Raw genomic sequence first — 17010 nt, 5'->3', positions numbered from 1 at the left:
AATTTCCCCTAAAGCGCAGCATCACCGCGCTCTCCAGTACGGATGCGCAATGCGTCAGTCAAAGGGGATACGGCGACGATTCCGTCACCGGGTACACCTGTGTGGGCAGCCTTCTCTATGGCCTTGACGATCTCATCGGCAACATCGTCGGAACAAAACGCTAGCAGCACGAGATGCTGATGGGCGTCGGGGTTCCACTCGTCTGCGATGTAACTGTGATCTTTACCATGGCCACGCGGGTGACCATAAGCAGGCAGGATGGTAAACCCAGGCAGATGCGGCAATGCGTGCAACGCTTGCTCGACGGCCTCAAGCCGAACCGGGCGAAAAATGGCAGTAACTTGTTTCATAGCTCAACTCCGAATTAGTGGTCATGGCTCGCGCCGGCTTTGCCTAGCTCAGCTTTGATCAGAAAACTGTTCTTCAGTGCGTAACGATCACCCACCTTCAGACCCGAGATAACTTCTACGAAGCGTCCGTCGGACTTGCCAAGTTCAACAGGCCGAGCCTCCAACTGGTTATCGAAGCGGCCGAATACCACCTGCCAGTCTCGAACGGTCTGGATCGCCTCGACCGCCACAGCAACGGGAACATCGCTCTCCGCAGCAACCACCTCGACGGTCACCGGCAAACCGGGACGCCATACCCGATCTGGATTAGCAAGAACGATGCGAGCCGTTGCGGAGCGGGTTTGTGCCCCAACCAGAGCGCTGACATACGAAATGGTACCCTCCGCCTTGGCTACGAATGCACTGGAGCTCACTACAACTTTTTGCCCTTCGGCGATTACGCCCAGGTCCTTTGCCGCGATGGTTGAATCCACCCACACAGTCGACAAATCCGAAACGGTAAAGACCGCAGAGTCCTCTTTGAGAACTTCACCAACCGATATGCTTTTGCTGGTTATCACGCCATCAATAGGAGAGCGAATCTCGAACTCGGTGAGGTTCTGGCCTTTGGCTGGAGTACCGCCCAGCGAGGCGATTTGTTGCTGGACGCGCTGCACCGCGATAGCGGCTTCCTGCATGGCAACCTGCGCCTGTAGGAAGTCCTGTTCGGCAGAAATTTTCTCTTCCCACAATTGCTTTTCACGCGAGTAGGTCGTGCGGGCAAGCGCCGAACGCTGCTGTGCAGCAAGCAGCTCGCCACGCAGTTCGGCAAGCGCTTGGCTGGATATCTTGGCCAGCACCTGGCCCTTGCGGACCGTATCGCCAGCACTAACTGCCACCGAATCGACCCGACCGGCAAGTTGCGGGGTCACCTGAACCGTACGGTCGCCGTTATAGCGAACCTCACCGAGCACCTGCAGCGTGGAAGCAATTTTCGCGGGACCAGCAGTGGCGAGCGTGACGCCACCCTGCTCAAGCTGCACATCCGTCATGGTCACGCGGGCCTCAACCTGCTCGTAACCGAACGAGTAACTTTTGCCTTTGTGCTTGGCGCTGATGGAAACCTGGAAAGAATGAGGCTCTACGACAACGGCATCGCCACGAAGATAATCATTCTCTTTGCTGAAGCTGATGAGTTGTGGAGCCTGCCCAAGACGCGACAAAGTCACTTGCGCAGTACTGGCAGCTGGGTCTAGAAGCTTTCCGTCCAGGTAGGTATAGAGCCGGAACTGAGGCTCTACGCCTTCCTCAAAAATCGTCACTTCAAGCGCGTAATTACCCTCAGTGAAAAGCTTGCCACCATGCTCGCCCTTGGTGGCCTCTTCGATCTCATGATGCTCTTCATCTGCATGTTCGTCGGCATCTTCATGCACCTCCGCCGAAGCTTCGCCGTGGTGCTCGGGATCTGAGTGAGCCGACGCTTCCTCATGACTTTCACCATGACCATGGCCTTTTTCCCCGGACTGACCCGGGTTTCCACTTAGAATTAGACCCGCCGCGGCCAAACCGATTACGACAACGGCCGCAATCATCAGCCGCTGCTTTCGGGGAGTTGTTGATGCCATTGGTAACTCCAAATTATCAAAAATATTGAACTTGACTCATGTCCCGAAGGTGACAAAACACACTCGATAAACATGAAGTTGTTCTGTAACCAGGCGAGGCGTCATGCCGTATGCCCGAGTGTGCTCAGCCTTCGCACACAGCCCTGCTAATCTCGCGGCGCGCTTCATTGGTGCCCGACTCAATGATTGCCGCATGACGAAGAAAATGTCTGGCAGGCTCAACGAACGCCGGCATCCGAACCGACGTAGCCGTAAACCCGTTCCACCTGAGCACGCGCATTGGTTGCCGCAGCCAACGAGTCGAGGTACTGGCCACGAGAAACGATCAAGGTGCGCTGGGCATCCAGTACCTCGATGAAACCGAATTTGCCCATCTCGAATCCGCGAGTGGCGGTATCCACAGCTTGTTGGGCAGAGGGCAGGATGGTCTGGTCATAGGACTCAACTTCCTGCATGGCGGTAGCCCACTGGTTCAAAGCAGTTTGAGTTTCGCTACGCAACCTCAACTCCACAGCATTACGTTGATCACGGGCCTGATCAGCCCGGCGAGCAGCAGAAAGGATGTTGCCCTGGTTACGGTCGAACAGCGGAAGTGGCATCGATAATCCAACTAAATTGACTCTTTCCCGTTCTGAACGGTCGTACTGGCTACCAATGCTAACTGTCAGATTCGGAATACGCTGGGCCTTCTCCGAGCCGAGCGAAGCGTCATTCTGGTCGATTTTCGCCACGGCCTGACGCATCTCAGGGGTTTGATCCAACCTGGCCAACAACTCCGCTGGCCGTGGCGGTGTGCCCGGAGACAAGGTGGGTGACTCAAGGCGGTCGAAGACCGTAACTGCGCTGCCAGTGATCTGAGCCAACTGCTGATATGCCGTAGATTTCTCCGTTTCGGCACGACGCACCTGCAGCCTGGCCTCGGCTAACTGCACTTGAGCTCGTGTAGCCTCTACCGGTGAGGATTTACCCGCCCGCACGCGGCCATCCACGATACGCAGTCCGCGCTCGGTCAAGTCAAGAGACTGCTTGGCCAGGTCGAGCCCCGTCTGGGCTCGCAGGGCTGCGTAGAACGCTTGCACAACATCGGCTCGTAGACCGTTCACACGACGCTCCAGCTCCATCTGTGCGATCCCCTGGCCGAGCGTAGCAACTTCGATTCTGGCGGCCCGTTTTCCACCAAGTTCCAAGGGTTGGGCAATCGATACGGAGGTGGTACTGGTGTCTCGCTGGGTGTCTTCAACCTCGTATGAAATCTCCGGGTTAGGGATGAGACCAGCCTGCTTACGAGCCCCGTCGGCAATGCCAATTTCCTGCCGTGCAGCGGCCATATCAGGGTTGGAATCCATCGCAGTGGAAAGTGCTTGGGAGAGGTTAATGCTTTGCCCAGCGAGTGCTGCAGGTGTAATCAGGCCCGTAATTAGCGCACAGAGCGCAAGTAGCCTCCAAGGAGACTGTGAGGTCTTTAACAAGACATTTCTATCGTACCGGGGCACTTTCATGATCCTCGTGCGCAAACTTCGATAAAGCTTGGCGAGAATGCAGAAATAGCTGCCAAGCCCCACTGGATTAGGTGATGGCACTCTAATCAGCGATAGCTATCAGAGGGGTGGCTGGAAAATTACAATTTCGTAATCAATCGAAGCTTTGCCCGTAAACCTTGTAGAAACTGCGTATCCAATGGGGTTTAAGGAAGGGCTGTACATGGCAGCGCGAGCGCCCTATACAGTGAATAACAACAACATGACAAAATTGTAATTATCTTATCACCCTCCCGTTATCTTCCGCCTGTAAGTATTGCGCAAGGCGCTTCGCTACGCGCGCCGCCGGGTCAGAACAATCACCTAAACACCCGAGTCGGACAATCATAATAAAAGCTGCCGCAATCGAAGGAGCATTGAATGAGAAGTAAATTGTCGCTTTACCTGGCCGCATGTTCTGCGCTCGCCGGCAGTTATGCAGTTACAGCCCAGGCAGAGGAAAAAGCAGAAGGTTTTATTGAGGGCAGCAGCCTCACCGTTTTGAACCGAAACTTCTATTTCAATCGTGATAACCGTGACAGCTCCGCCCCCACTTACAACAGTGGCAAGGGCAACACGAACGGCTACTCCGAAGCATGGGCTCATGCAATCATCACCAATTTTAATTCGGGCTTTACCCAAGGCACCGTTGGTTTTGGTATAGACGCCTTCGCAATGATCGGCCTCAAGCTTGACACCGGTGACGGCCGAAATGGCGGCCGCAGCTCCTTTGACGTACTCCCGGTCAACAGCGAGGGCGAAGCGCGCGATGAATACACCAAGCTGGGTGGCGCCGCTAAAGTTCGATTCTTGGACACCGTGGTGAAAGTCGGGGACGTGTTCCCTCTCACTCCGGTGGTTGCTTTCGGCGATTCACGCCTGCTGCCGGAAAGCTTCCGCGGCGTTACTGCCGAGAACACTAGCTTTGAGGGCCTCACCATCCAGGCCGGTCGTCTGCATTCGATGAGCCAGCCAGTCTCTAGCGATATGCGCGATAAGTTTGCGACCTTCTATGGTGGCCCAGTTGACTCACCTTGGGTTGGCTACGGCGGTGCTGACTATGACGTCAACGAGAATATCAGCGTGAGCCTCTATGCCAGCCGCCTGAAGGACGTCTGGAACCAGTATTATGCTGGTTCCAGCTTCAGCTACCCCCTCAATGACGACGTCGCGCTGATTGGTGGCCTGAACTACTACCGTGCGCTCGATGAAGGCAAACAGTTGCTGGGCGATTTCGACAACAGCATCTGGAGCGCTAAGGTCGGCGTTCGCTTCGGCGGCCATACGCTGGCTCTTTCTCATCAGCGCAACAACGGCGACGATGACTTCGACTATCTGCGCCAGTCTGACTCCATCTTCCTCGATAACTCAATCCAGTACAGCGACTTCAACTCGCCGAATGAGCGCTCGTGGATGCTACGCTACGACCTGAACATGACCAGCTACGGTATCCCTGGTCTTTCGTTCATGACTCGCTATGGCAAGGGCACTGACGCCGACTACTCCAACGCTAACCAGTTTTACATGCGGACCGATGATAACGGCAATCCACTTACCGACCAGAAGCGATGGGAACGTGACATCGAAGTCAAGTACGTAGTGCAGACTGGGACCGCCAAAGACCTTTCTTTCCGGGTACGCCAGGCTAACACTCGCGCCACGGCATTTGAATCGGACCTAGATGAGGTCCGCCTGATCGTCGAATACCCACTCTCTATTCTGTAAATACCTCATAGGATCAGTGATCCCTGAGCACTAATTCTATTAGGCCGTTGAGCACCACTCGTTCCACTAATTCACCTTAAGAAGCTTAATTGCTCCTTTGGTTAGAGGTGAATATTTGGCGCCCTCTGGGCGCCTTTTTTTTCGTGGTTAAAATTCGAGAAGCCGTCCAACTTTCACCATCACATGACGATGCAACTCGTGGCTGCACCAATGTTCCGCCTCCTCATCGAGTGAGGTCTCTTTGTAATCAGACCTCAACGCACCCAACACAAAAACCAGAAATAAAAAATACTTCATACTGTCATGCTGCGAACCATAATAGCGGCTGATATCACCTCCAAGCCAAGCTGCGACACAATATATCGCCAGGCTATCAGCCATATTACCAATAAATTACAAATGCGTTATTTAGACCCTGAGTGCCAAAAATTGATTTACTATTTTACTAAATACTACCGGCGCACAGGCGCTATTTAATTGCTCAGCGATATCGAGACAAAACCCCATGCGAATTCTGGTAATTGAGGACGAGGTAAAAACAGCGGAGTACGTGCGACAAGGGCTTACGGAAAGTGGTTATGTTGTAGATTTCGTGCACAACGGCCCTGATGGCCTCTTCCTAGCCAAGCAGCATGAATACGAACTTATCATCCTCGATATTAACTTGCCAGAGATGGATGGTTGGCAAGTGCTCGAGCTGCTACGGCGAAAAAACTGCCCTTCGCGCATTATGATGCTGACCGCAAGAAGTCGCCTTGCAGATAAAGTCAGAGGATTGGAAAATGGTGCGGATGACTACTTGGTCAAGCCGTTTGAGTTTCCGGAGCTCTTAGCCCGCGTACGAGCCTTGATGCGTAGAGCGGATCATCCTGCCTCGGTTGAGATCATTCAAGTAGCAGATCTGGAGCTGGACCAGAGCCGCCATAGAGCCTTCCGAGACGGCCAACGTATTGATTTAACTACGAAAGAGTTTGCTCTGCTGCATTACCTGATGCGCAACTCCGGCGTGGTCTTAAGTCGCACACAAATAATCTCGCAGGTATGGGACATGAACTTCGACTGCGACACGAATGTAGTGGAGGTCTCAATTCGCAGACTCCGAGCCAAAATAGATGACCCCTTTGAAACCAAGCTCATCCATACACTGAGAGGTGTAGGATACGTGCTAGATAAACGTTGAAAACTTACACCACAAACCATACGCCACCCTTAGCACACTAAAAACCCCGTCAAAGCGGGATTTATTTAGCGTGAGAAATCTCGCAGCTTATAATGCTCTATTCAAAGCTTAATTTCGCCTACAACTTCACCAACAGCATCTTCAAAAATTCTATATTTGTGGGTATTTTTCGGACACCCACTTTCAAAATTTAATAACACACCAGCTGATATATCGCTATAACTAGATGAGCTGTCATAGCGCTTCAGCGATACGATTGATCATCTTCTGCAAGCTAGAACCTTCAAGTGAACGTTCTTTTTCGAGGCAGGGATTCTCAGCCCTCACAGATGAAACAATATGCCTCACCACTGATCTTATATTATTTCTACCCATGTCAGGGAAAGCAGTTGAGACACGGACACCACACGTATTGCAAAAATGAATCAAAGTGTGATTGCCAACGCCATTGAAGCGATGCCGGAGGGTGGCCGGCTAGATATCAGTACCACACTGTCTGCCGATGGGCTAAAGCTCCACTCTCGATCAACGATACCGGTAAAGGCATGACCCGCCAGCAAGAGATGATGGCGTTCAAATCCTTCTACACCACCAAACTGGGTGGGTTGGGTATCGGTTTGATCATGGTCAAGCAGATCATGGAGCGCTTTGGCGGGGAAGTCAGTCTCAGTAGCCAAGAGCAGGCGGGGACCAGTGTTTGTCTCTGTTTCAAAGTCGCGAGCTGATCTCTTACCGTGAAACCGTGTCAGTCGACTCCGGACGCACAGCAGATCGATTCGATAGGGATTCGATAATCCGGCACTCTTCAATCACGCCGCCTTGGCAGCACGCGATCAACCGTGTCAGCTCGCTTTCCAGGCCTTGTAGATCACGGATGCGCTCTCTCACTTGAGCAAGCTGTAGTTCGACTTTGGCATCGACTGCTGCGCAGGAGTGTTCCTTCCGATCCGCCAGGCCGAGCAGTTCGCGTACATCATCAAGGCTGAAACCCAGCCCACGGCTGCGTCGAATAAACAGCAGGCGATCGCGCTCGATTTCCGTGTAGAGGCGGTAGCCCGCGGGAGTTCTGGTGGCTGAAGGTAGCAACCCCTGCTGCTCGTAATAACGGATGGTCACGGCCTTGGTGTCTGTGGCCTTGGCCAACTGACCTACGGTGTAGTTCGGTACAGTCATGGTGCTTGACCTTATAGTTGCTAGAACCTTCATGCTATCGCAATCGGTCATGCGTGAGGATGGGAAAATGGACAGCTGCTGCGAAAACAAAGCCGGCGAACTAGCGCAGTTGCGCGCCCGACAAAGCCGCATTCTCTACATCGTTCTGGCCATCAATGCGGTGATGTTCGTGGTGGAGTTTGCCGCCGGTTTGATTGCGAGCTCTACCGCATTGCTGGGCGACTCGCTGGACATGTTTGGGGACGCCTCGGTTTACGCGGTGACGCTGTTTGTACTGCACCGAAGCGTCCGAGCGCGCGCCGGGGCGGCCTTGTTCAAAGGCGGCTTTATGCTGCTCTTCGGGCTTGTGGTGGTCGCCGACGCTGCTCGCAAGTTGATCATGCAAGAAGTGCCTGAAGCGGATTGGATGGGGGTGGTCGGGTTTATCGCATTGGCTGCCAATGGCATCTGCTTCTATCTGCTGTTTAGCCACCGCAGTGATGACTTGAACATGCGCTCGACCTGGCTGTGTTCACGTAACGACCTGATTGCCAATACCAGTGTGATTATCGCGGCTGGTTTGGTGGCTCTAACTGGCAGCCTGTGGCCTGATATCGCGGTGGGTCTGGCGATTGCTGCACTGTTCCTGCATTCCGCTGGACAGGTCCTTCGCGAAGCCTGGCATGAGTGGAAGCTCAATCCGCAGCCGGAGGTGGTCGCTGAACCTGCTGAATGTTGCGCAGTGGAGTCTACTAAACCTGCTGCTTCCTGCTGCGCCCCGGTATCCAATGCGGTCTCAACGCGCGAAGGGTCAAAGCCTATGCTGGTAAGCCTCTGTGAGCCCGGACAATCCCCGGCAGAGCCGACTGAGGTCAAGTCGTGCTGTGGGCCCAAACACTCCAACTAACTGGCTTCAACACAAGGATAGTCATGATGCAACGGATCGGACGACAGCTGGCTGCTGTGCTATTGCTGCTAACAGCAAATGCTGCAATGGCCCAAGTGCAAGTACAGAACGCGCAGCTTCGGCTGCTACCCGGTGACTTACCGGCCGCCGGTTACTTTACGTTGACGAACACCGGTGCTGAGCCGGTTGCGCTGAATGGTGCGCAAAGCGACCTGTTCGGCCAAGTCATGATTCATCGAAGTATCCAGGAAAATGGCATGGCCAGAATGCAGCATATTGATCAGGTACAGGTACCTGCGTCAGGCACCTTGGCCTTTGCTCCCGGTGGTTATCACTTGATGCTGATGCAGCGCCAGAAGCCGCTGGCCCTCGGTGATCAGATTGCGATAACGCTTCAATTTGCTGATGGTCAGACGCTCCCGGTGACCTTTACTGCAGTGCCTCCAGGCGCTAACTGAGGAACGCATATGAACCACGGCGTTACCCCCAGCTCTTGGATGTTGTTACTGCTGGCCTGGCTGCTCGCGCTAGCTTCCACACTAGCGGTGCTATTTGTTGGAGAGGTGATGGGCCAGGAGCCTTGTGTGCTGTGCTGGTTCCAGCGAGCCTTTATGTTCCCGCTTGCGATCATTTTGGCTATTGCTTGCTATCGCTCAGATTTTGCGGTCTGGCGCTATGCGTTACCACTCGCGATCGGTGGTGGGTTGGTTGCGCTGGGGCACAGCCTGCTCTATGCAGGCCTGCTTCCGCAGCCAATTGTGCCCTGTACTGCGACCGGTCCATCCTGCACTGACGCTGGCATGACGCTGTTTGGCGTTGTTCCGCTGCCTCTGTTAGCACTAGCTGCCTTTATGTCCATTTCTGTCCTGCTGCTTATCATCCGTCGGAGCTCTACCACATGAATCGTCGTACCCTGGTCCTGACCATCAGCATTCTGGTGCTGGCTGCCTTTGGTGCGGCTGTCATGTTGTATCAACCAACACCGACCCCACCAGCTCAAACTTCAACGATGCCCCCTGCCGAACCGCCTGTCAGGGCTACGGCCAATCTGGTGCGCTTCCATTCACCTGCGTTCGGTAAGGCAAACGCCCCGGTCACCATTGTCGAATTCTTTGATCCTTCTTGTGAGGCGTGCCGGGCTTTCTATCCCTACGTCAAAAAGATTCTCGCGGAGCATCCTGACGATGTTCGTCTGGTCTTGCGCTATACGCTTTTACACCAAGGTTCAGAAGAGGTTGCCCGTCTGCTCGAGGCATCGCGAAAGCAGAATCTCTACCAGCAAGTGCTGGAGGCGGTTTTGGAGGCCCAACCAGGTTGGCATGATGATCCTCAAGTAGCCAAGGCGTGGGAGGCTGCGCAAGAGGTCGGTCTCGATCTGGATAAAGCCCGTTCAGACATGCGGTCTGCGGGGGTTGATGCGGCGCTTAAAGTCGACATGCAGGATGTTAAAGCCTTAGCCGTACAGGGCACTCCGACGTTCTTCGTAAATGGTCAAAGCCTGAACGAGTTCAGCCCGCAGGCACTGCGTCAATTGGTCCGTGATGAGGTCGCCAAAACCAAGGAGTAATGTCATGCACTGGTTCGAGAACCGTGTCCCGCCCCCCTTGGTAGCGGCGATTTGCGCTTTGTTGATGTGGCTCAGTGCAGCGCAATGGCCGGCCGTAGAGGCGCCTCTGAGTTGGCGCCTTGTCGGCTCCCTTGTGTTATCAGTGATTGGCGCCGGTGTTTGTTTGGCAGGCGTAATTTGCTTCCATCAGGCCAAAACAACGGTCAATCCGTTGAAACCAGCATCGGCTTCAGCCCTGGTTACTTCAGGTATCTATCGCGTGACTCGAAACCCCATGTACCTGGGCTTTGCATTGGCCTTGGCGGCGTGGGCGGTGTTTCTTGCTTCACCCTTCGCTTTGCTGGGAGTTGCGGCGTTCGTCCTGTACATCAATCGTTTTCAGATCCTGCCGGAAGAACGTGCCTTGCGTCGGTTGTTTGGTGACGATCTGGATAAGTATTGCGCTCGTGTTCGCCGCTGGATTTGAAGTTCAGTTTTGCGCCCCTATAAAAAGCTAATGATCGCAAGCTGCTTCGCGAGTACCACCAAAACACCAAAGTCCGAACATCACGAGACAATCGTTTCATGAGCATGTACTTTCGCCAGCTGCTCGCTCGAGCGCCCATCGGAGGGCAACACCGATGACTAAGGACACCCTACCGGTGGATGCGCCTGACTTGGTGCGACCAGCGCCTGTTAGCTTGGCACAAGCACTGTGGTTCTGGCTGAAGCTCGGCTTTATCAGCTTCGGCGGGCCTGCGGGTCAGATCTCGATCATGCACCAGGAGCTGGTAGAACGTCGGCGTTGGATATCAGAACGGCGTTTTCTCCATGCATTGAATTACTGCATGCTGCTTCCTGGGCCAGAGGCACAGCAGTTGGCGACCTATATCGGCTGGCTGATGCATCGCACTTGGGGTGGGGTGATTGCGGGTGGGCTGTTTGTGCTCCCTTCGCTGTTCATTCTAATTGTGCTGTCATGGGTCTATATTGCCTTCGGTGACGTTCCCATCGTGGCTGGACTGTTCTATGGCATCAAGCCTGCAGTCACCGCCATCGTGGTCCATGCCGCTCATAGAATCGGTTCAAGAGCACTCAAAAACGGATGGCTGTGGGCCATTTCTGCCGCTTCGTTCGTCGCGATTTTCGCCTTGAATGTTCCTTTCCCCGTCATTGTCCTGGTCGCGGCACTGCTGGGTTATCTGGGCGGCCGCCTTGCCCCAGAAAAATTTCGCACTGGTGGCCACGGTACCGCGAAGAAATCCTATGGCACGGCTCTGATCGATGATGACACCCCAACGCCTGCACACGCCCGGTTTCGCTGGTCTCGGCTAATGCTGCTGATACTGGTAGGCGTCCTGCTGTGGTTGTTACCCATGGGCCTCCTGACCGCGATGTTTGGCTGGAACGGGACGTTCACCCAAATGAGCTGGTTCTTTACCAAGGCAGCGTTACTGACGTTCGGTGGTGCGTATGCGGTGCTGCCCTATGTCTATCAAGGCGCTGTGGGGCACTACGGCTGGCTGACCCCGACCCAAATGATCGATGGCCTGGCCTTAGGTGAAACCACACCTGGTCCGTTGATCATGGTCGTGGCGTTCGTTGGCTTCGTCGGCGCTTATGTCCAGCAGGTTTTTGGTCCTGAGCAGACGTTCCTAGCCGGTGCCGTAGCGGCGAGCTTGGTGACCTGGTTCACTTTTCTGCCTTCCTTCCTGTTCATTCTGGTCGGTGGGCCCTTGGTCGAGTCGACCCATAACGAACTGAAATTCACTGCGCCACTCATCGGCATCACAGCTGCCGTGGTCGGAGTGATCCTGAACCTGGCGATGTTTTTCGGTTACCACGTACTCTGGCCCAATGGATTTGGAGCAGGTCTGGACTGGCCGTCGCTGGTAATTGCGATAGCCGCTGCCATTGCACTGTTTCACTTCAAGCGCGGTGTCATTCAGGTACTACTCAGCTGCGGTATAGTCGGTTTGCTGGTGTACGTGGTGCGCAATGGACATTGGGGAGCATTCTTTCAACTGTGGTCCTGATGACCACCATTGGGAATGGCCCAGCAACCGCTGGGCTTTGCCGCTTAGTGACAGTGGTAGCCGCCAGTTTTGTGGTTGGTGTGGCAACCCTTGGAATCGGTACCACCACTGTGCGCAAACGCAGCAACCGAAGAGAACGAAAGGACAGCAGCAATAACGAGAGAAACAACTTTCATCAGGCTAACTCCATGCGTAGTTTTTATAGGCGGAATCTTCCACCACGCACAGAGTATGGCTATTTGCCTTCATCAAACAAGAGCTTGCGGGTTCAGTTGTGGGTAAGCCGATGAAAGGCATTCTATGCCTCACAGACACAAGCGGAGAGCTAGCAATGCGACCAAGTGGCCTGGATAGAACCAATACCCCCACTGACGTACCGGTTGTACATTGAAATGCAGGCTCTGGCGCAGGAGCCACAAGCCTAGAAGCGGAGCGGCGCAGGCAGTGCCCAAGGCTAGGATCGACGGAGTGTTTAGATCCAGAGCCCGGGCGACGATGCTGCTGCGAGTATTGATCAATACGCACAGGAGTGCAGGCAGTAACCACAGTATGCCTGGCCGCTTGATCGCAATAAGCACTGTCGCTGGTACAAGGACGCCATAGAACCCGTACATCAGCGTATCGTTGAGCAGATAGGCAAGCGCCCCTGCGGTGATTGCAAGGGCCCCAGCCAACCACGTGCGATGATGAATCCCCCACGTGACCAGCAGCCCCAGTGTCAGAGTCACCAAGACATTGAATAGTCCAGAAGTGCTGATGTAGCGATAGGGAACCTCGGAAATGATCGCGAACAGGATCATCAAGATGAGGTATCGACCATTGGCGGCTGTCAGTAGCTCGCCGGGGCCCGTACGCGCCACATTGGCGGCAATCGCTACGCAAAACAGCGGAAAGGCGAGCCGTCCAACGATAAACAGGTCGCCCATTTCGGGCCACACCAAGCGCAGGTGATCGATGAACATTGTGATCATGGCTAACCACTTGATCAGGTCCTGGCCGGCATTGCGATTCTTGATGACCGGTGCTGTTAGCTCATACGCGCTCATCACGAGCCTCCCAGGACGAGCACTGTGAGCAGTAGATAACGTCCCCCCTTGGCCAGGGTGACGATCAAAAAGAAGCGCCACAGGGGCTCACGCATAATGCCCGCGACCAGGGTTAGAGGATCGCCAATGATCGGAGCCCAGCTGAGTAGCAAGGACCAGTGGCCGTAGCGTTGATAGGACTGCTGGGCTTTTTCGAGCTTGCTCTCACTAACCGGAAACCAACGTTTGTGCCGGAAGTGCTCGATGCTGCGCCCAAGCACCCAGTTAACCAACGAGCCCAAAACGTTGCCGGTTGTGGCCACCAGTAGCAGAGTAAGGGGCAAATATTTCTCGGAGACCAGCATGCCGGCGAGTACTGCCTCTGACTGCATGGGCAGCAAGGTGGCGGCACCGAGTGCCGCCAGAAATAGGCCGATGTAGCTGGTCAGTTCGAACACTGAGCAGGCCCCTCAGCTGTTCAGTCCGATCCAGCCATGGAAGCCTACATAGAGGCCGACACCGATAATCAGGACGCTGGAGAGGTAGGGCGCACGCCGCGCCACGGTACCCAGCCATGGCCAGCGATTGGACGCTTGTCTTGCACCAATCGCTGCTGCGCTCCCTACTGCCACTAGGGTAAGCGCCAAGCCAATGCTGAAGCACAGAACCAATATGGCGCCAAGTGCGACTTCTTTAACCTGGAGGCAGAGCAGCAATACCGTGATGGCTGCAGGGCATGGAATAAGGCCACCGGTCAGGCCAAACATGATGATCTGCCCCGTTGTCACTTCCCGATTGGTAAAGCGCTTACGGATGTCGTTGGCATGAGCACGCTCATGCGCGTCCTGGTAGTCATCGACGGACAGCTCCAAGCCCTCCCGCTCGGAATGTATGTGGCCATGATCGTGCTCGCGGTAATCGAGATCATAGTCATGCGAATGGCCAGCATGCCCGAGACTGAGCCGAGCGCTGAATTCATGGGGTTCAGGAATATCAACCGTGGATTGGAGATACCCTTCCCGCTCGACAAACGCGAATTGCTGGCTCTTCCCGTCGGACCTGGTGGTGGTCAATAGAACTTGAGCAGCCGGCCAGGCATGGCCACTCAGCACTTTCATCCTCCAGTGCGGGGGCATACCGTCTTCGAAGATTGAAAGCTCGATCCGGCCATGGCCGGTATCAATACGGTGAGTCTCATCGTGAAGCCCGTGGTCATGATCACTATGATGGTGATCATCGCCTTGCTCGAACTTGAACATCTGCTCGCCACGCCACGTCCGCCAAAGCATCCACAGGGCAATCACAATGATCAGGGCAGAAGATGCGAGCTGGAAGTAAGGCTCTGTAGTCTGAGCATCCAGCCCCTTACCCAGGTACATGCCACCGATTGCGACCAGCCAGACCACCAGCGTGTGGGAAATCGTGGCGGCAAGGCCCAACAGGATTGCCTGCTTCACAGAGCCACGAATCGCAACGATGAATGCAGCCATCATGGTTTTGGAATGACCAGGCTCAAGCCCGTGGAGAGCACCCAGCAAGATGGCACTGGGAAAATACAGCCAGGCGTGGGCTCCACCCTGCTGTAGCAAATCTGCGAAGTTCGGCATGGGGAACCTAAAGGTACTTGGTGATTTGCTTGAATTCTTCAAGCGATGAGCGATCCCCGTTACTCAATGCCACGACGGTGTCTTCCAGGCAGTGGTCGATGTGATCCTGAATGAGCGTCCGCTTGGCTTGGCAAACCGCTTTTTCAACCGCATGCAGCTGCTGTGCGATGTCGACGCACTCACGGCCCTCCTCGATCATCGCAATGATGCTTCGCAAGTGGCCGTCCGCACGCTTGAGGCGCTTGATGATCGCTTCGTGGCTTTGATGGATATGTGTATGACCATGTGGGTGGTCATGGGCATCGAGGTGCACATGCTCAGTCATGACTTGAGTCTCTGGTTTCGATGAATTACGCTGGCATCGTATCCCCCCCGGGGGGATACTTCAAGCACGCTTCAGATTCTTTGGAATAGGCCTGAAAGGCACCTGTGATGTTTAGTCGTTCTCTATCAACGATGGTGATTCTTGCTCTCGCTCTGGCCGTTATCTCGGCGTGGACGGGGCATGCCTATACGTTGTCAGTGCCCGGTAAACATCCTGTAGCAGAGGTGGTGCAAGGAGCTGAGTATGATCACAGCCATGGAGCATCAACTTGTACACAGTGCTCCGACCATTACCACTCGCCATTAACCCCTGATCACCAGCACGAGACCCCTCAGCTGAGCTCTACGGTGCAGCTTTGTGCACAGCAGAAGCCTCTCGTGCGGCTCACCGCACCAGGGCATTCACTTCCCCGATCTCCAATATTCCTGATCGAGCGCCCCCCCCGTCCTCCGATTGCTTCCTGACCATTGCCGCACAGCGGCTCAAGATCATTGCAACGTAGGATTGATCCATGCACTTGCACCCAACAAGTGGCGGGGATGTGTTCGCTATGCGCCCACATCGACCGCTATTGCTGCTCTTTTTACTTGTCGCATCGCTTTGTTTAGGCATGCCCGAGGCGTTGGCTCATGCCGTCGCCGAGGGGGATAAAGGCTTTATTCAGGAAAGCTCGGGCGTGATGCTCTTGCCGTTCATCTACATGGGCGCCAAGCACATGATGACGGGGTACGACCACCTGTTGTTTCTGTTCGGGGTGATCTTCTTCCTGTACCGAATGAAGGATGTCGGGCTCTACGTAACGCTGTTTGCCGCCGGGCATTCGGTCACCCTGTTACTAGGCGTGCTCACGGAAATCAACATCAGCTCGTATGTCATCGACGCCATCATCGGTTTCTCCGTGGTGTACAAGGCGCTCGACAACCTGGGCGCGTTTCAACGCTGGTTTGGCTTCCAGCCGAACACCAAGGTAGCCACGCTGGTGTTTGGCCTGCTGCATGGTTTCGGCCTGGCGACTAAGATCCAGGAGTACGAGATCTCTTCAGATGGCCTGATTCCCAATCTGATTGCCTTCAACGTTGGCGTTGAAATCGGTCAGCTGTTGGCGCTTGGCAGCATTCTCATCCTGATCGGCTATTGGCGGCGGACAGCCAGCTTCTGGCGCCATGCCTACATCGCCAATGTCGCCATGATGAGTGCCGGCTTCCTACTTATGGGTTACCAGTTAACCGGCCTGCTTGTTTCCTCGTAAGGAATTCTGACTATGTTCAATACCCCGCTTCCAACTGCAAGTGAACTGCCCAGCAGCCGTCAGCTCGTCCGTTCCACCGTGATCGCTTTGGCAACTGCCTTGGGTCTGCTGGTGACGGTGGTGATGCCTTCGGAATACGCCATTGATCCCACTGGGGTCGGTCGAGCTTTGGGGCTGACACAAATGGGTGAGCTGAAAATCAGCTTGGCGCAAGAGGCATTGGCCGATGCTGCGCCGCCACAACCAACCGCTGCTATTTCCACGTCCGTGGTCGCCCCAGCGCCGCAACCAGTGGCTCAAGTGCAGCCTATGGCCACCCCGACTGCACAACCCACCACAGCAGCACCTGCGGCAAAAACGGACTACATGACCTTGACGCTCAAGCCAGGCGAAGGCCGAGAAATCAAGCTGGAGATGCGCAAAGGCAGTACAGCCAGCTACGAGTGGACCGCGACTGGCCCGGTCAACCATGACACTCATGGAGAGACCTACAACGCAGCCCAAGGCGACTTCCACAGCTACAGCAAAGCCAAGCAGGTAAAGGGCGACACAGGAGAGATCACTGCTCTATTTGACGGCACCCATGGTTGGTTCTGGCGTAACCGCACCAACAGCGAGGTGACCGTCTCGTTGAAAACCTCTGGCGACTATCTCTCTGTCAAAAAGTAACCCGCTGATACCGCGCTCCAACGAATCGTTGGGGCGCGCTTCATCACTTCCCTTAGGAAAAGAATCTTATGAAGTTCCCAGCTGCGCTGCTCCCAGGGAGCAAGACCTATTCTCGAAC

At 54.8% G+C, this 17010-nt stretch carries 20 protein-coding genes; 11 read left to right on the top strand and 9 right to left on the bottom strand.

From position 1 onward, the window contains the following. Window positions 1–8: 8 nt before the first annotated feature. The 3 genes from U9R80_RS04430 to U9R80_RS04420 form a co-directional block, all read right to left on the bottom strand. Window positions 9–350, bottom strand: a complete 342-nt coding sequence (locus U9R80_RS04430; protein WP_038614576.1) for a P-II family nitrogen regulator — start codon at window positions 348–350, stop codon at window positions 9–11. A 14-nt stretch (window positions 351–364) separates the two neighbouring features. Further along, a complete protein-coding gene (locus U9R80_RS04425) occupies window positions 365–1954 on the bottom strand; it encodes an efflux RND transporter periplasmic adaptor subunit (RefSeq protein ID WP_038614578.1) in 1590 nt (529 codons plus the stop codon). A gap of 218 nt (window positions 1955–2172) precedes the next feature. Further along, on the bottom strand, window positions 2173–3453 hold the full coding sequence (locus U9R80_RS04420) for a TolC family protein (RefSeq protein WP_191832361.1): 1281 nt from the start codon (window positions 3451–3453) through the stop codon (window positions 2173–2175). Window positions 3454–3852: 399 nt separating this feature from the next. Here U9R80_RS04420 and U9R80_RS04415 point away from each other — a divergent pair, with 399 nt between their 5' ends. The 3 genes from U9R80_RS04415 to U9R80_RS04405 all read left to right on the top strand — a co-directional run bounded on the left by U9R80_RS04415 (window position 3853) and on the right by U9R80_RS04405 (window position 7101). Further along, window positions 3853–5196 (top strand): OprD family porin, encoded by a 1344-nt coding sequence (locus U9R80_RS04415; protein ID WP_038614579.1) that lies wholly within the window; start codon window positions 3853–3855, stop codon window positions 5194–5196. Window positions 5197–5701: 505 nt separating this feature from the next. After that, the gene (locus U9R80_RS04410) at window positions 5702–6376 is read left to right on the top strand and encodes a heavy metal response regulator transcription factor (protein WP_038614581.1); all 675 of its coding nucleotides are present in this window, start codon (window positions 5702–5704) and stop codon (window positions 6374–6376) included. A gap of 545 nt (window positions 6377–6921) precedes the next feature. Continuing rightward, complete coding sequence (locus U9R80_RS04405) at window positions 6922–7101, top strand: ATP-binding protein (protein WP_301840754.1); 180 nt, start codon at window positions 6922–6924, stop codon at window positions 7099–7101. Window positions 7102–7105: 4 nt separating this feature from the next. Here U9R80_RS04405 and U9R80_RS04400 read toward each other — a convergent pair whose 3' ends face one another. After that, window positions 7106–7549, bottom strand: coding sequence for a MerR family transcriptional regulator (locus U9R80_RS04400; RefSeq protein WP_191832362.1), 444 nt, complete (start codon window positions 7547–7549; stop codon window positions 7106–7108). Between the two features lie 31 nt (window positions 7550–7580). On the opposite strand from U9R80_RS04400, the gene U9R80_RS04395 reads away from it, so the two are divergent. The 6 genes from U9R80_RS04395 (at window position 7581) to chrA (ending at window position 12017) form a co-directional block, all read left to right on the top strand. Continuing rightward, window positions 7581–8435, top strand: a complete 855-nt coding sequence (locus tag U9R80_RS04395; protein WP_442964934.1) for a cation transporter — start codon at window positions 7581–7583, stop codon at window positions 8433–8435. A 23-nt stretch (window positions 8436–8458) separates the two neighbouring features. Continuing rightward, window positions 8459–8893, top strand: coding sequence for a copper chaperone PCu(A)C (locus U9R80_RS04390; RefSeq protein WP_301840757.1), 435 nt, complete (start codon window positions 8459–8461; stop codon window positions 8891–8893). 9 nt (window positions 8894–8902) lie between these two features. After that, a complete protein-coding gene (locus U9R80_RS04385) occupies window positions 8903–9337 on the top strand; it encodes a disulfide bond formation protein B (protein WP_038614586.1) in 435 nt (144 codons plus the stop codon). Beyond that, on the top strand, window positions 9334–10002 hold the full coding sequence (locus U9R80_RS04380; protein ID WP_038614587.1) for a DsbA family protein: 669 nt from the start codon (window positions 9334–9336) through the stop codon (window positions 10000–10002). Before U9R80_RS04385 ends, U9R80_RS04380 begins: the two co-directional genes overlap by 4 nt. 4 nt (window positions 10003–10006) lie before the next feature. Further along, the gene (locus tag U9R80_RS04375; RefSeq protein ID WP_038614588.1) at window positions 10007–10468 is read left to right on the top strand and encodes a methyltransferase family protein; all 462 of its coding nucleotides are present in this window, start codon (window positions 10007–10009) and stop codon (window positions 10466–10468) included. A gap of 154 nt (window positions 10469–10622) precedes the next feature. After that, on the top strand, window positions 10623–12017 hold the full coding sequence (chrA, locus tag U9R80_RS04370) for a chromate efflux transporter (protein ID WP_191832364.1): 1395 nt from the start codon (window positions 10623–10625) through the stop codon (window positions 12015–12017). Between the two features lie 44 nt (window positions 12018–12061). Here chrA and U9R80_RS04365 read toward each other — a convergent pair whose 3' ends face one another. From U9R80_RS04365 to U9R80_RS04345, 5 genes are all read right to left on the bottom strand, one after another. After that, window positions 12062–12193: a YHYH domain-containing protein gene (locus tag U9R80_RS04365; RefSeq protein ID WP_191832365.1), complete on the bottom strand. Its 132-nt coding sequence runs from the start codon at window positions 12191–12193 to the stop codon at window positions 12062–12064. A 129-nt stretch (window positions 12194–12322) separates the two neighbouring features. Next, entirely contained in the window at window positions 12323–13063 is a 741-nt protein-coding gene (locus tag U9R80_RS04360) for a TraX family protein (RefSeq protein WP_191832366.1), read from the bottom strand. Further along, window positions 13063–13500 carry a YqaA family protein gene (locus tag U9R80_RS04355; RefSeq protein ID WP_191832367.1) on the bottom strand — a complete coding sequence of 146 codons (438 nt, stop codon included), beginning with the start codon at window positions 13498–13500 and terminating at the stop codon, window positions 13063–13065. The genes U9R80_RS04360 and U9R80_RS04355 overlap by 1 nt, the downstream gene beginning before the upstream one ends. A 12-nt stretch (window positions 13501–13512) precedes the next feature. Beyond that, the gene (locus U9R80_RS04350) at window positions 13513–14649 is read right to left on the bottom strand and encodes a nickel/cobalt efflux protein RcnA (protein ID WP_191832368.1); all 1137 of its coding nucleotides are present in this window, start codon (window positions 14647–14649) and stop codon (window positions 13513–13515) included. A gap of 7 nt (window positions 14650–14656) precedes the next feature. Beyond that, a complete protein-coding gene (locus U9R80_RS04345) occupies window positions 14657–14974 on the bottom strand; it encodes a metal-sensing transcriptional repressor (protein WP_191832369.1) in 318 nt (105 codons plus the stop codon). 511 nt (window positions 14975–15485) lie between these two features. On the opposite strand from U9R80_RS04345, the gene U9R80_RS04340 reads away from it, so the two are divergent. Beyond that, complete coding sequence (locus tag U9R80_RS04340; protein ID WP_191832370.1) at window positions 15486–16223, top strand: HupE/UreJ family protein; 738 nt, start codon at window positions 15486–15488, stop codon at window positions 16221–16223. A 12-nt stretch (window positions 16224–16235) separates the two neighbouring features. Further along, the gene (locus tag U9R80_RS04335; protein WP_191832371.1) at window positions 16236–16892 is read left to right on the top strand and encodes a transmembrane anchor protein; all 657 of its coding nucleotides are present in this window, start codon (window positions 16236–16238) and stop codon (window positions 16890–16892) included. Window positions 16893–17010: the final 118 nt, after the last annotated feature.

Origin of the sequence: Pseudomonas sp. JQ170C (assembly GCF_035581345.1) — a bacterium.
Lineage (GTDB): Bacteria > Pseudomonadota > Gammaproteobacteria > Pseudomonadales > Pseudomonadaceae > Aquipseudomonas.
The sequence above is the reverse complement of the archived record's forward strand: the minus strand, read 5'-3'. Positions and strand labels throughout refer to the sequence as shown.

Bases quoted from the DNA above. Each gene is read 5' to 3' on its own strand.
- U9R80_RS04430 (WP_038614576.1), bottom strand. From the start codon at position 350: ATGAAACAAGTTACTGCCATTTTTCGCCCGGTTCGGCTTGAGGCCGTC.
- U9R80_RS04425 (WP_038614578.1), bottom strand. From the start codon at position 1,954: ATGGCATCAACAACTCCCCGAAAGCAGCGGCTGATGATTGCGGCCGTT.
- U9R80_RS04420 (WP_191832361.1), bottom strand. From the start codon at position 3,453: ATGAAAGTGCCCCGGTACGATAGAAATGTCTTGTTAAAGACCTCACAG.
- U9R80_RS04415 (WP_038614579.1), top strand. From the start codon at position 3,853: ATGAGAAGTAAATTGTCGCTTTACCTGGCCGCATGTTCTGCGCTCGCC.
- U9R80_RS04410 (WP_038614581.1), top strand. From the start codon at position 5,702: ATGCGAATTCTGGTAATTGAGGACGAGGTAAAAACAGCGGAGTACGTG.
- U9R80_RS04405 (WP_301840754.1), top strand. From the start codon at position 6,922: ATGACCCGCCAGCAAGAGATGATGGCGTTCAAATCCTTCTACACCACC.
- U9R80_RS04400 (WP_191832362.1), bottom strand. From the start codon at position 7,549: ATGACTGTACCGAACTACACCGTAGGTCAGTTGGCCAAGGCCACAGAC.
- U9R80_RS04395 (WP_442964934.1), top strand. From the start codon at position 7,581: ATGCTATCGCAATCGGTCATGCGTGAGGATGGGAAAATGGACAGCTGC.
- U9R80_RS04390 (WP_301840757.1), top strand. From the start codon at position 8,459: ATGATGCAACGGATCGGACGACAGCTGGCTGCTGTGCTATTGCTGCTA.
- U9R80_RS04385 (WP_038614586.1), top strand. From the start codon at position 8,903: ATGAACCACGGCGTTACCCCCAGCTCTTGGATGTTGTTACTGCTGGCC.
- U9R80_RS04380 (WP_038614587.1), top strand. From the start codon at position 9,334: ATGAATCGTCGTACCCTGGTCCTGACCATCAGCATTCTGGTGCTGGCT.
- U9R80_RS04375 (WP_038614588.1), top strand. From the start codon at position 10,007: ATGCACTGGTTCGAGAACCGTGTCCCGCCCCCCTTGGTAGCGGCGATT.
- chrA (WP_191832364.1), top strand. From the start codon at position 10,623: ATGACTAAGGACACCCTACCGGTGGATGCGCCTGACTTGGTGCGACCA.
- U9R80_RS04365 (WP_191832365.1), bottom strand. From the start codon at position 12,193: ATGAAAGTTGTTTCTCTCGTTATTGCTGCTGTCCTTTCGTTCTCTTCG.
- U9R80_RS04360 (WP_191832366.1), bottom strand. From the start codon at position 13,063: ATGAGCGCGTATGAGCTAACAGCACCGGTCATCAAGAATCGCAATGCC.
- U9R80_RS04350 (WP_191832368.1), bottom strand. From the start codon at position 14,649: ATGCCGAACTTCGCAGATTTGCTACAGCAGGGTGGAGCCCACGCCTGG.
- U9R80_RS04345 (WP_191832369.1), bottom strand. From the start codon at position 14,974: ATGACTGAGCATGTGCACCTCGATGCCCATGACCACCCACATGGTCAT.
- U9R80_RS04340 (WP_191832370.1), top strand. From the start codon at position 15,486: ATGCACTTGCACCCAACAAGTGGCGGGGATGTGTTCGCTATGCGCCCA.
- U9R80_RS04335 (WP_191832371.1), top strand. From the start codon at position 16,236: ATGTTCAATACCCCGCTTCCAACTGCAAGTGAACTGCCCAGCAGCCGT.